The sequence below is a fragment of the Thermomonas paludicola genome (genome assembly GCF_024498955.1).
Lineage (GTDB): Bacteria > Pseudomonadota > Gammaproteobacteria > Xanthomonadales > Xanthomonadaceae > Thermomonas > Thermomonas paludicola.
On record NZ_CP093311.1, the window covers coordinates 856040 to 869804 of the forward strand.

Below are 13765 nucleotides of genomic sequence, written 5' to 3' on the forward strand. Positions count from 1 at the left end.
CCGTTACCAGATCACGACTTGATGGCCGGCATCGCGCACCATGCCGTCGCCGGCCTTGCAGCTGAACGCCTGCGCGAACGCCGGCATGTTCGACGGCGCGCCGATCGCACGGAAGTTGGCGGGTGCATGCGGGTCGGTATTCAGCCGCACCTTGGCCTCGTCCGGGGTGAAGTTGCGGCGCCAGACGGTGGCCCAGTTCAGGAAGAAGCGCTGGTTTTCGCTGTAGCCGTCGATCTTGTCGCCGCCGCCCTTGCCGGCGGCCTTCAGCGCGTTCTGGTAGGCGTCCCAGGCGACGTTCAGGCCGCCGAGGTCGGCGATGTTCTCGCCCAGGGTGAGCTGGCCCTTCACGTGCAGGCCGTCGATCGCCACGTAGTCGTCGAACTGTTTCACCAGACGGTCGGTGCGCGACTGGAAGCCGGTCAGGTCGGCCTTGGTCCACCAGTTGTTGAAGTTGCCCTTGGCGTCGAACTGGCTGCCCTGGTCGTCGTAGCCGTGCAGCATTTCGTGGCCGATCACCGCGCCGATGCCGCCGTAGTTCAGCGCAGGGTCGCCGTTCGGGTCGAAGAATGGCGGCTGCAGGATCGCGGCGGGGAACACGATCTCGTTCATCAGCGGGTTGTAGTAGGCATTGACCGTTTGCGGAGTCATGCCCCATTCGCTGCGATCCACCGGCTTGCCGATCTTGGCCATGTCGAAGTCGTGGTTGAACTTCGCCGCCGCCATCACGTTCTGCACGTAACCGCCGCGGCTGCTGCTCAGGCCCTCCCAGCTGCGCCACTTGTCCGGATAACCGATCTTGGGCGTGAAGCTGGCCCATTTCTCCATCGCCTTCTGCTTGGTTTCCGCGCTCATCCAGTCCAGTTTCTCGATGCGCGCCTTCAGCGCTTCGCGCAGGTTCTGCACCAGCGTTTCCATCTTCGCCTTGGAGTCGGCCGGGAAGTACTGCTGCACGTAGAGCTGGCCCAGTGCTTCGCCCGCCGTGCCTTCAACGGTATCCAGGACGCGCTTCCAGCGCGGTTTCTGTTCCTTCTGGCCGCGCAGGGTGCGGGAGAAGAAATCGAAGCGTTCGTCGTTGAATTTCGCGGCCAGGAACGGGGCCATGCCGTCGATCGCGTTGATCCGCAGGTAGGCCTGCCACTGCGCCACCGGCACGGCGGTCAACATCTTGTCGAATTCGGCGAAGAACGCCGGCTGCGACAGCGAGAAGCCATCGGCGGTCACGCCGTTGGCCTTGAAAAACGCAGACCACGGGAAGTTGGGCGACGCCTTGTCGGCGTCGGCCATGCTCACGTAGTGGTACTGGTTGTTGGGGTCGCGCATTTCGATCGGCGACAGCGAGGCCTTGGCCAGCCGCGTTTCGAAGGCCAGCACGTCCTTGGCCTGCTGGTCGGCAGCGGCAGCGGCGACGCCCGCGTTCTGCAACTGCTTCGATACATGCTTCACGAATGCGTCGCGAATGGCCTTGTATTTGCCGTCAGGGCCGTCTTCCAGGTAATAGGCCTTTTCCGGCAGCGACAGCCCGCCCTGGTAGGCATAGCCGATCTTCTGGCTGGAGTTCTTGAAGTCGGCCTCGGCGCCGAAGCTGAACACCTCGCCGCGGCCAGCGGCAAATTCCTCGCGCAGGTACTGGGCGATGTCGGCCGGGGTCTTGAGCGCATCGATGCGGGCGAGCATCGGCTGGATCGGCGTGATGCCCGCGCGTTCGATCCTTGCATCGTCCATGCCGGTGGCATAGAGGTCGCCAACCAGCTTTTCGATGCCGACGGCGCCCGGTTTGGCCGCAGCGGCTTCGGCGATGCCCTTGCTGGCCGCCTGCGAGCGTTCATCCAGCATTTCGAAACTGCCCCAGCTGGTCTTGTCGCCGGGAACAGGGTTGGCCGCCAGCCATTTGCTGTTGACGAAGTCGGCGAGGTTGCTGCAAACGTTCTTGCTGGGGTCGAGGTCATTCACGTTGAACCCGGCCAGCGGCGGCAACTCGGTCTTGGCGGCGGCGCCGGGCTTGGCGGCGTCGGCGGCGGGCGCGGCCGGCTTCTGGCAGGCGCTCAGTGCCGCAGTGATGGCGAGCGACAGCAACAGCAGGTTGGGTGTCTTCACGGTACGTTGTTCCATTGGCGGGAGAAGGGGGCGCTCGGCGCGGAAAGAGCCGCAACAGCCCACCCTAGCCGTTGCCGCCGTGTCGAGCGGGTGCCGAAGGTCATGCCGGAATGCGTGTTGCAGTCCCGGGGCCAGCGCTGGCGCGAACCGCTGCCGTTGTCTGGCGTGGAGTGTCATCGGGGGCAGAGCGCCGGTTGCAAGCGGCAGGGCATCTGCACGCCGATTCAAGTACATTCGGGTGCCAGTGGTCTTGGTGATCCATTGCTCGAGGGCGGGAGCGGCATGGCAGAGGATGCAGCACGCGATACTGAGGGCTACTTCCGCTTGCTGTTCGAGTGCGTGGCCGACGCGTTGCTGCTGCTCGACGTCAAGACGCACCAGGTTGTGGATTGCAACCAGGCTGCGGTGGACATGCTGCGCTGCAGGGACAAGCACGAGATTCTTTCGCTGCACCCGGCCGATCTCTCGCCGCCAACACAGGCGGATGGCCGGCCTTCGCTCGACAAGGCCAATGAAATGATCGCAACTGCCCTGCGTGCGGGCAGCCATCGCTTCGAGTGGCTGCATTGCAGCCCGCACCGGCAAGCGTTCCCGGTGGATGTGGTGCTGGCGCCGGTGGCGGTGGAGGGGCGCGGACTGCTTGTCGCCACCTGCCGCGACATCACCGATCTCAAGCGATCCGAGGAGCTGTTGCGCGAAAGCGAGCGAAGTTACATCGGCCTGTTCAATTCGGTGGAAGAAGCGATTTATGTCCAATCGCGGGAGGGCGTGTTCCTCGAAGTGAACGAAGGCGCGGCGAGAATGTATGGCTACCCGCGAGAGGAATTCAAAGGGCGCACGCCGGAGTTCGTGTCCGCGCCGGGAATGAATGATCTGGCGGAGGTAGGGGAGATCATCGGCCGGGTGTTCCGGACCGGAAACCCCGAGCGCTTTGGTTTTTGGGGGCTGCGGAGGAATGGCGATGTTTTCCCGAAGGATGTCGTCTGCAGCAAGGGGCATTACTTCGGCCAGGACGTCATCATCTCCACGGCCCGCGACAGCACCGATGACAGGCGGGCGGAGAAGACTCAGGCCGCGTTGCACCAGATTTCCGAATCCGCCCATTCCGCCGACACCCTTCACGATCTTTTCCTGCGGATCCACCAGATCATCGGCGAACTGCTGCCGGCGCGGAATTTCTTCGTTGCGCTCTACGATGAGCGCAAGGATGAGTTGACCTTCCCCTACTTCGTGGATGAGTACGACCCAGCCCCGACGGAAGCGGAAAAGCTCGATGGCGGCACGCTTTCCGGCCGGGTCATCCGGCTGGGGGAGGCGCTGCTGTTCACCCGGGAGACGCCGCGGACAGGCATCTATGAAGAGCGCTCGATCAGCGGAACGGAATCGCGGGACTGGCTGGGCGTGCCGCTCAAATCGCAGTCGCGCACCATCGGCGCGCTGGTGGTGCAAAGCTACAGCGGCGGGATCCGCTATACCCAGAAGCACAAGGCCTTGCTCGAATTCGTGTCGGGTCAGGTGGCGGTCGCGATCGAGCGCAAGCAGGCAAAGGATGCATTGCTCGAGAGCGAGTCGCGTTTGGAGGAGGCGCAACGCCTTGGCCATCTGGGGAGTTGGAACTGGGACCTGTTCACCAATGCGCTGGTCTGGTCCGATGAGCTCTGCCGAATCTACGGGGTCGAGCCCGGGCGCCACGTGGCCAGCGTCGAGGATTGGATCAGTCGCGTGCATCCCGATGATCGCGATGCGGTGCAATCCACCGTTGCCCATGCACTGGCGGAAAAGGCCGCGATCAACCACGAGCTGCGGATCATCCGTCCCGGCGGCGAGGTTCGTACCCTGTTCGACCAGAGCGAGGTCGTCGTTGACGAACAGGGTCGCGCGGTCAACATGTACGGGGCCTGCCTCGACATCACGCAGCGCAAGATGGAGGCCAGGCTGGAACATGATCGCAGCGTGATCCTGGAGCTTGTTGCCCAGAACCAGCCGATGCCCGTGATCCTGACGCACATCACCAGCATGATCGAAGCGCAGATGCCCGGGGCCCGCAGCGCGATCATGTTGCTCGAGGGTGACCGGTTGCGCACGGGGGCGGCCCCCAGCCTGCCGGAATCCTATTCCGCAGCCTTGGATGGCGGCGCCATCGGGGCGGCGGCGGGCGCCTGCGGCACCGCGTGTTACTTGAATGAAGTGGTGATCAGCGACGATATCGCCAGCGATCCGCTGTGGGACGATTACCGGCACCTGGCCTTGCCACATGGGCTGCGTGCGTGCTGGTCGATGCCGATTTCGTCCAGCGATGCGGGGGTGCTGGGGTCGTTCGCGATCTACCATGACCACCCGTGCCGCCCCAGCCCGCGCGACCTGCAGTTCATGCGGACGACGTCCAGGCTCGCGGCCGTGGCCATCGAACACCGCCTGCTCACCGAACAGCTGTCCCACCAGGCCCAGCATGACGCATTGACCGGATTGCCCAACCGGCTGCTGTTCCAGGATCGGCTGCAGCAGGCGTTGGCGATGGCCCAGCGCAACCAGCAGCAGGTGGCCGTGCTGTACATGGATCTGGATCGCTTCAAGCAGATCAACGACACCCTCGGGCACTCGTCGGGTGATGCATTGCTGCGCCAGGCGGCCGGGCGGCTGGCGGCATGCGTTCGCAAGAGCGATACGTTGGCCCGCCTGGGCGGCGACGAGTTCGTGGTGGTGGTGACGGAGCTGCACGACGCGCAGGACGCGATGCGGGTTGCCACCAAGCTCATTGACGCGCTGCGCGTGCCGTTCCAGGTGGAGGGCAATGAATTGTTCGTCAGCGTCTCGGTGGGCATCAGCATTTATCCGGACGACGGCGAAACCGGCGAAATCCTGATGGCCAATGCCGATGCGGCCATGTACCGCGCCAAGGAAAAGGGCCGCGACAATTTCCAATGGTTTGCATTGGAGATGACCGCTTTGGCGAAGGAGCGCATGGGCATGGAGAACCAGCTCCGCCGCGCGCTGGAGCTGGGCCAGCTCAGCCTGCATTACCAGCCCCAATGCGGCGCGCATGGCGAGCTGCAGGGGTTCGAGGCGCTGATGCGGTGGGAGCACCCAACGCTGGGCATGGTATCGCCCGCCCGCTTCATCCCGTTGGCCGAAGAGAGCGGCCTCATCATCCCGATGGGGGAATGGGCGTTGCGCGAGGCGTGCGCGCAAATTGCGGCGTGGCGGAAGCTTGGCCATGCCGCGAACTTGCGCATGTCGGTGAACGTCTCGGCGGTTCAGTTCAAGCGCGCCGACTGGGTGGAGACCGTGCGCAGGGCCTTGCACGACACCGGTCTGGCGCCTGCGGCGCTGGAACTGGAAATCACCGAAAGCCTGCTGCTGCAGAGCATTTCCGAGACGTCGGCCAATCTGTTCGAGCTTCGCAAGCTGGGCGTTGGCGTCGCCATCGACGATTTCGGCACCGGTTACTCGTCGCTGAGCTACCTGCACAAGCTGCCGGTCTCCACGCTCAAGATCGATCAGTCGTTCGTGCGCCAGATCGACGCCGTGGACGGGCAGGGCAACAGCGAGGCGCCCATCATCCGCACCATCATCGCGCTGGCGCGCAACTTCGGCATGAAGGTGGTTGCAGAAGGCGTTGAAACCGAAATCCAGCGGTCGCTGCTGTTGCGCCTGGGCTGCGACAGCCTGCAGGGCTACCTGTTGCACCGCCCGTTGACGCTGCAACAAGCCGGTGCGTTGCTGGAATCCGATGCCCGGACAATGACCACCGCGCCTGCACGGGGCGGCACGGCGCAAGCACCCGCCGGCAAGCCACGGGTGTCGCGCAAGAGGGCAGCGCGCGATCCCGAGTAAGCCCGCGCAGGGACAACGGCCACGATGGCGTTTCCGGCGCGGGCTGCCCCGGCCAGCACCACCGGCCTCACCGCGGGCATCACCACTGAATGGGGTGATGCAGGTGGCATGCCGGTGGCACGCAGGCAGCGTGCGGCGGCCGTCAGGGCGTCAGGGCGTCGGGCTGAAGCGCGGGTCGGTGATTTTCATCTCGGTCAGCGGCCCGTAGCCGCGCATCACGCCGCGGATCTTGGCGGCATCGCCAATGGCCACCAGCACCAGATCGCGGCTGTCGGGGAACACCGTGCGCGCGGCGGCAACCTGCTCTGGCGTGGCAGCGGCGACCTGGCCCAGGTAACCGTCGATGTAGTCGCGGCAATCGCCGTACAGGGCCAGCCAGGCGATGGCGCCAGCCAGCTGCGGCGCAGTTTCCAGGCTGGGGGGGAACTGCCCGGCGATGTAGTGCTTCGCCGATTGCAGGGTGGTGTTGTCCAGCCCCGCCTGGTGCAGGCGATCCAGGGTGGCAATCGCCAGGTCGATGGCGGCCTTGGTGGATTCCGTCTTGGTGAAGCTGGTGATGCTGGCGTCGCCTGGCTGGCGCAGGCGGGCGATGGACGAGCGCGCGCCGTAGGTCAGCCCCGATTTCACCCGCAGTTCGGTATTGAGCATCGAGGTGAAGCGCCCGCCGAAGGCGGTTTGCACCAGATCCTGCGCGGCGCGGGCCGGGTCGCCGTGCTGGCTGCCGATGTTGGCCAGCGCGAAGTAGGTCTGGGTGGCGCCGGGCTTGTCCACCAGCAGCACGCGGCGGCCGCTCTCCCTGGCCTTGGCGGAAACCTGCGGCAGCGCGCCGCTGGCCTTGCCCCAGCCGCCGAAGTCCTTGCGCACCTGTGCCGTCACGCTGGCCGGGTCGAAGTCGCCGGCAATCGAAATGATCAGGCGGTCACCGCCCATCTGCTGCTGGCGGAAGGCTTGCAGATCCCCCAGGGTGATGGTGGCCAGGCTGGTTTCGTCGCCACTGTCGGGGCGGCCATAGGGATGGCCGCGAAACAGCCAGGCGTCGGAGTAGGTGCCGATCAACCGGCGCGGGTCGCCATCCTTGGCGGCGGCGATACCGTCGATGGCGTGCTTGCGCAGTTTGTCGAACTCGGCGGCGTCCATCTTCGGACGCAGCAGTGCGTCGGCCAGCAGCGACAACATCAGCCCGCTGTCCCTGGACAGGAACTGTGCATTGGCGGTGATGGCTTCCGACGAGCTGCCGAAGCCGAGGCTGCCGCCCGCGCCATCCACGGTCTGCGCAAACGCCAGCGCGTCGCGATCGCCCGCGCCCTTGGACAGCAGTTCCGCCAGCAGGTCGGCGGTGCCTTCCTTGCCGGCCGGATCAGCCAGTGAGCCGCCGCGCACAAGCACGGTCGCCGCCACCATCGGTACGTCCTTGCGCGGGGCCAGCAGCAGGGTGACGCCGTTGTCGAGCTGCACCGTCTGGAAATCGGGCAGCCTGATGCTCTGGCTGGAAGGCGAGGCAGCCGTGGCGGTGCCCAGGGCGAAGGCGACCAGTGCCGCAAACACGAAACGCAGGCGGCTCATCGTGCGCCCTCCTTGGTGATGGTGGTCTCGGCGGCTGCGGTGGGCTTGAGCAGGCCGGTGGTGCGGTTCTGCACGCGCAATACCTTGGCGGCCAGTGCCTGAATCCGGGCAGCGGTGACTGCCTCGAACGCGGCGGGCGCGGCAAATGCCTTGCGGTAGTCGCCGTTGAATACCTGGTAACTGCCCAGCGCACTGGCCTTGCCATTGATGGTGGCCATCTCGCGCCAGAATTCCGACAGCTTCAGGTTGCGTGCCTTGTCCAGTTCGGCGGCGCTCACGCCGGTTCGCGCGATCTTCGCCAGCTCATCGTCCAGCAGCGCTTCGACCTTGCCGGTGTCACCACCCGGCGGCAGCGCCGCATAAACCCACAGCAGGCCGGGGTCGAAGCCGGCTTCGGCAAACGCGCCGGCATCCACCGCCGCCTGCTCTTTCTCCACCAGGCGCTGGTGCAGGCGTGACGATTGGCCCTGGGCGAGGATCGTGGTCAACAGCTCCAGCGTCGGATAGTCCTTGCTGCCCGCGCCGATGCCGCTGTGGAAGGCGTAGGCGACGATGGGCGACTGCGCGTCCGCGCGCTCCACCACGATGCGGCGCTCGCCCAGCTGTTCGGGTTCAACCGTCGTGATCGGGGTCGGTTCCGGCTGGCGCGGCAGCGTGGCCAGGTACGTGTCGGCAAGCTGGAACACCTGCGCCGGATCGACGTCGCCCGCCACCACCAGCACCGCATTGTTGGGTGCGTAATAGGTCTTGAAGAACTGCCTGAGGTCGTCGCTCTTCCAGTGCTCGATGTCGCTGGGCCAGCCGATGGTCGGAATCTGGTAGGGGTGTGCCAGCCACGCCGTGGCCTGCATCTGTTCCATCAGCGTGCCCATGCTGTCGTTGTCGACGCTGGAACGGCGCTCGCTGTACACCACGCCGCGCTCGCTTTCCACCACCTTCGGGTCGAAGGCCAGGTTGGCCATGCGGTCGCCTTCGAGGTCGAAGATCGTCTCCAGCGCGCTGGACGGGAACCAGTCGGTGTAGATGGTCAGGTCATTGCTGGTGCTGGCGTTGTTGCTGCCGCCGGCGGCTTCCATGGTGCGGTCGAACTCGCCCGGCTTCCGGCGGGTGGTGCCGTTGAACATCATGTGTTCGAAGAAATGCGCCAGCCCGGTGATGCCGGCGTGCTCGTTGCGGCTGCCGACCTTGTAGAAGGTGTAGTAGTTGGCACTGGGGATATCGTGGTCTGGCCACACGATGATGGTCAGGCCATTGGCCAGCGTCTTGCTGACGATGGCGCCGCTGCCGGGCACGCTGGCGCTGATGGAAGGCGCCGGGGTGGCGGCATGGGCGGCAAACGCCGCAGTGCCCAGCGCGAAGGCGCAGGCCAGGGGAAGCAATCGCATCGGGGTTTTCCGGTAGTGGAACCTGCATACCTTGCCGCAGCGGCGCGCATATCGCTACCTGCCGGAAGTCGGGGGTGCTGGGTTACCCTGCAGTCAAACAAGGCGAAGGTGCACACGCATGCAGGTGAATTTCCATGGGGCTGCCGGCGAAGTCACCGGTTCGATGCATCTGGTCGAAGCGGCCGGCAAACGCATACTTCTGGACTGCGGCCTGATCCAGGGCAGCCCGGAGGCCGAGGCGCGCAATTTCGCGGCATTTCCATTCGATGCCGCCAGCATCGATGCCTTGGTGCTCAGCCATGGCCACATCGACCACGTCGGCCGGGTTCCAAGGCTGGTCATGGCCGGCTTCCGCGGGCCGATTTACACCCAGCGCGCCACCGCCGATTTGCTGCCGATCATGCTGATGGATTCGGCGTCGCTGCAGGAAAACGAGGCCGAACGCAGCAACCGCAAGCGCCGGCCCGGGCAGCCCAGGGCGATGCCGTTGTACACCCGCGACGACGTGCGCGAAGCGCTCACCCAGTTGCGCCCGCTGGAGTACGACGCGCACACGCAGGTGTTTCCCGGCGCGGAGATCAACTTCCGCGATGCCGGCCATATCCTGGGGTCGGCGATCGTCGAGCTGCGCGCGGAAGGCAAGACGCTGGTGTTTTCCGGCGACCTCGGCATGAAGGGCACGCCCATCCTGCGCGATCCCGTGTCGGTTCACCACGCCGACCTGCTGCTGATGGAATCCACGTACGGCAACCGCAACCACCGCGAGCGCAGCGACACCATCCAGGAGCTGGGCGAGATCCTGGATGCGGCGTGGCGCGACGGCGGCAACGTGCTGATCCCCGCGTTCGCGGTGGGGCGCACGCAGGAGCTGCTGTACTGGTTCGCCCGGCAGTGGAACGACTGGGACATGTCGCGCTGGCGCATTTTCCTGGACAGTCCGATGGCCTCGAAGGTGGTCCAGGTGTATGACCGCCACCATGCGCTGTTCGATGCCGAGGCGCGCGCGGTCTGGCACGGCACGCCAAACCCGTTCCGGCTGCCCAATCTGCGGGTCACCGAATCCGCCGAGGAGTCGATGTCGATCAACCGCATCCACGGTGGTGCAATCGTCATTGCGGGCAATGGCATGGCAAGTGGCGGCCGCATCCTGCACCACATGCGCCAATGCCTGCCCAAGCGGCAGACCCGGATCGTGTTCGTGGGCTACCAGGCCGAAGGCACGCTGGGTCGGCGCCTGGTCGATGGCGCGCGCTGGGTGCGCATTCACGGCCATGACGTGCGGGTCAACGCGCACCGGCACACGGTGGGCGGCTTGTCCGCGCACGCCGACCAGCAGGGATTGCTGGACTGGTACGCCGGCTTTTCACCCTCGCCACCGCTGGTGCTGGTGCATGGCGAGGATCTGGCGCGGGAAGCGCTGGCGGGCGAGATCAGCGAACGCCACGGCGTGCAGGCCACGCTGGCGCGGCCCGGAATGCTGATCGAAGTCTGAAGGCTGACGCCGGGGCAATCCACGGGCAGGCGTAACTTCGCGTATCATGACCGGATTCTGCGCACGGCTGATCGCCCTTCCCGATATGTGAAGGGTGCGTTTTTCCTGATCGAGCCCGCCGCTTTGCGGCCTTTTTCCCGTACGCCTTTCGTCGCGCAGACACGGCCCGGATGTCCGGTGTCGTGCCATCGTGACTCGCGGCGCGGTTTCAACAGGAACGCCCGGGTTTGTCCGTGTTTGCACGGAAAGTACTTCGGAGTTTTCCCATGTCGTTTGAAACCCTGGGCCTTGCGCCTGCTCTGCTGCGCGCGCTTGCCGAGAATGAATACACCATCCCGACCCCCATCCAGGCCCAGGCGATTCCGCTGGTGATGGACGGGCGTGACGTGCTGGGTGGCGCCCAGACCGGTACCGGCAAGACCGCGGCGTTCGCGCTGCCGGTGTTGAACCGGCTGTCCAAGACCACGCCACCCGCCGGTCCGCGCAAGCCGCGTGCGCTGGTGCTGGTGCCAACCCGCGAGCTGGCGGTGCAGGTGGCCGACAGCTTCAAGACCTATGGTCGCCACCTGAAACTCAACGTGACCACGCTGTTTGGCGGCGTTGGCATGCAGCCGCAGATCGATCAGCTGCGCCGTGGCGTGGACGTGCTGGTGGCTTGCCCCGGGCGCCTGATCGACCACCTCGATCGTGGCAGCGTCAAGCTGGATGCGGTGGAGGTGCTGGTGCTGGACGAGGCCGACCGCATGCTCGACATGGGCTTCCTGCCGGCGATCAAGCGCATCCTCAACCGCCTGCCCAAGCAGCGCCAGTCGCTGTTGTTCTCGGCCACCTTCGAGCCGCGCATCAAGGCGCTGGCCATGGAGTTCCTGAACAATCCGCAGGAAGTCCAGGTGGCGGCGCAGAACACCATCGCGCAGACCATCGAACATCGCGCGCATCCGGTGGATGGCGCGAAGAAGCGTGCGCTGCTGGTCGAGATCCTCAGCCGCCGTCATTCCGAGCAGGTGCTGGTCTTCGGCAAGACCAAGCACGGTTGCAACCGCCTGGCCGAACAGCTGTGCGAAGCCGGCCTGCCGGCTACCGCGATTCACGGCAACAAGAGCCAGGCTGCGCGGCAGAAGGCGCTGAACGAGTTCAAGTCGGGCAAGGCGCGCATCCTGGTGGCCACCGACGTGGCCGCGCGCGGCCTCGACATCCACGACCTGCCGCTGGTGATCAACCATGATCTGCCGATGGTGGCCGAGGACTACATCCATCGCATCGGCCGTACCGGTCGCAATGGCGCCAGCGGCGAAGCGCTGTCGCTGGTGTCGCAGGACGAGGCGCACCTGCTGCGGCAGATCCAGAAGCTGCTGGGGCGCGACATCGTGATGGAGACCGTGGCCGGCTACGAGCCAAGCCGCGCCATCCGCACCGACGTGGCTCCCTTCAATGCCCCGCGCGGTCCGCGCGCCGCCCCGCGCAACAATCGCCGCGCGCATGGCAAGCCGCAGAAGCCCGAAGCCCGCGCGCATGCGCATACCGGTCAAAAGCCGGTGCGCGAAGGCCAGCGCGATGGTCGTCGTGGCGCTGGCCAGGGCGGCCAGGGCGCTGGCGTCCAGGGCGGTCGCCGCGACGTGCGCTGACCCATCGCTGCAAGCACCGATGCCTGCACGGGCAGGCATTGGTGGTAGTGTCGCGGCCCATCATCGGCCCTTCATTTCGTGAGCAGGCATCCCATGCTGAACTTCTTGCGTGGCCCCGCAGCCAGCCGGCAGGGTATTGCGTCCCGCTGGTGGCGGCCACAGCTGTCCACCGAGGCGCTGATCGTGCTGGTCAGCGCGTATTTCCTGCTGGCCTGCAACGGCCCGCTATGGGATGCGGTTCGCACCGGCACCAGTTCCCTGCGGGTCCTGCTGTCACTGGGTGTGGCGGTGTTCGCGCTGCATTCCCTGTTGTTGGGGCTGCTGTGCTGGGGCCGGCTGGCGCGGCCACTGCTGGCCCTGTTGCTGGTGGTGACGGCGCTGGCGCACTGGTACATGACCCGCTACGCGGTGGTGTTCGATGCGGAAATGATCCGCAACGTGCTGCACACCGATGTTGCCGAGAGCCGCGAGCTGATCACCTTCGGAATGCTGCTGCATGTGCTGCTGCTGGGGGTGTTGCCGGCCGTGCTGGTGCTGCTGAGCCGGCCGCTGACACGCAGCCGGAAGCGCGCGTTGCTGCTGCGCTGCGGCTTCCTGCTGGCGATGCTGGTGTTGGCTGGCGGGGCGGTGGGGGCGTCCTCGCAGGGCGTGTTCGCGCTGATGCGCAGCGACAAGGTGCTGCGCTACAAGATCACCCCGGGCAATTACATGGTGTCGCTGGTGAACGTGCTCAAGCCGTCCAAAAAAGGCGGCAGCGGGCCGGTCCAGAAGGTGGGAACCGATGCCCGACGCCCACCCGAGGCGCTGACCCGCAAGCCGCGCCTGCTGGTGCTGGTCGTCGGCGAAACCGTGCGCGGCGACCACTGGGGGCTGAATGGCTATGCCCGCCAGACCACGCCGGAACTGGCCACGCGCGGCGTGCTCAATTTCCCCGATGTAAGTGCCTGCGGCACCAGCACCGAGGTGTCGCTGCCGTGCATGTTTTCCGTCTCCGGGCGCGAACACTACGATCGCGACGCCATCCGCAGCCACGAATCCCTGCTCGACGTGGCCGCGCGCGCCGGCGTTGGCGTTCTCTGGCGCGATAACCAGTCCGGTTGCAAGGGTACCTGCGCGCGCGTGCAGTCGGAAACGATGGGCCCCGACGCCGCGCCGGGCCTGTGCGCTGCCGGGCGCTGCTTCGACGAAATCCTGCTGGCCGGATTGCAGGCGCGGATCGACGCCCAGCCGGGCGATGCGCTGATCGTGCTGCACATGCTGGGCAACCATGGGCCGAATTACTTCGAGCGCTACCCACCTGCATTTGCCCGCTGGACACCGGTGTGCGCGACCCCTGAACTGAGCCGCTGCGCGCAGCAGGAAATCGTCAACGCCTACGACAACGCGATCCTGTATTCCGATACCGTGCTGGCGCGGCTGGTGGATTTGCTGGCCGGGCAGCAGGGGCGCGACGCCGCCATGCTGTACGTGTCCGACCACGGCGAATCGCTGGGCGAATACGGGCTGTTCCTGCACGGCGCACCGTACGCCATTGCGCCCCGGCAGCAGTTGCACGTGCCGATGGTGCTGTGGATGTCGCCGGGCTTCGTTGCCGATGACCGCATCGACATGGCCTGCATGCGCGATGCCGTGCGCAAGCCGGCCAGCCACGACAACCTGTTTTCCACCGTGCTGGGCGTGTTCGATGTCCAGACCGGCGTCTATCGGCGCGACCACGACCTGTTGGCGGGTTGCAGGGCGCGCTGAGCGACGCGCCCCCTGTCCACGGCGTG

7 protein-coding genes are annotated in these 13765 nt (G+C 66.1%); 4 read left to right on the top strand and 3 right to left on the bottom strand.

Annotation, left to right across the window (positions count from 1 at the left end; genetic code table 11):
• Positions 1 to 3: 3 nt before the first annotated feature.
• Positions 4 to 2076 carry a M13 family metallopeptidase gene (locus LIW09_RS04135; RefSeq protein ID WP_256647141.1) on the bottom strand — a complete coding sequence of 691 codons (2073 nt, stop codon included), beginning with the start codon at positions 2074 to 2076 and terminating at the stop codon, positions 4 to 6.
• Between the two features lie 300 nt (positions 2077 to 2376).
• Between LIW09_RS04135 and LIW09_RS04140 the strand changes: the two genes are divergently transcribed.
• Positions 2377 to 5928, top strand: a complete 3552-nt coding sequence (locus LIW09_RS04140) for a bifunctional diguanylate cyclase/phosphodiesterase (protein ID WP_256646698.1) — start codon at positions 2377 to 2379, stop codon at positions 5926 to 5928.
• 150 nt (positions 5929 to 6078) lie between these two features.
• Here LIW09_RS04140 and LIW09_RS04145 read toward each other — a convergent pair whose 3' ends face one another.
• Both LIW09_RS04145 and LIW09_RS04150 read right to left on the bottom strand, forming a co-directional pair.
• On the bottom strand, positions 6079 to 7491 hold the full coding sequence (locus LIW09_RS04145; protein ID WP_256646699.1) for a M16 family metallopeptidase: 1413 nt from the start codon (positions 7489 to 7491) through the stop codon (positions 6079 to 6081).
• On the bottom strand, positions 7488 to 8876 hold the full coding sequence (locus LIW09_RS04150) for a M16 family metallopeptidase (protein ID WP_256646700.1): 1389 nt from the start codon (positions 8874 to 8876) through the stop codon (positions 7488 to 7490). The genes LIW09_RS04145 and LIW09_RS04150 overlap by 4 nt, the downstream gene beginning before the upstream one ends.
• A gap of 118 nt (positions 8877 to 8994) precedes the next feature.
• Here LIW09_RS04150 and LIW09_RS04155 point away from each other — a divergent pair, with 118 nt between their 5' ends.
• The 3 genes from LIW09_RS04155 (at position 8995) to LIW09_RS04165 (ending at position 13739) form a co-directional block, all read left to right on the top strand.
• A complete protein-coding gene (locus LIW09_RS04155; protein WP_256646701.1) occupies positions 8995 to 10368 on the top strand; it encodes an MBL fold metallo-hydrolase RNA specificity domain-containing protein in 1374 nt (457 codons plus the stop codon).
• 266 nt (positions 10369 to 10634) lie between these two features.
• Positions 10635 to 11993 (top strand): DEAD/DEAH box helicase, encoded by a 1359-nt coding sequence (locus tag LIW09_RS04160; protein WP_256646702.1) that lies wholly within the window; start codon positions 10635 to 10637, stop codon positions 11991 to 11993.
• A 93-nt stretch (positions 11994 to 12086) separates the two neighbouring features.
• Positions 12087 to 13739 carry a phosphoethanolamine transferase gene (locus LIW09_RS04165; RefSeq protein WP_256646703.1) on the top strand — a complete coding sequence of 551 codons (1653 nt, stop codon included), beginning with the start codon at positions 12087 to 12089 and terminating at the stop codon, positions 13737 to 13739.
• The last annotated feature ends 26 nt before the right edge of the window (positions 13740 to 13765 follow it).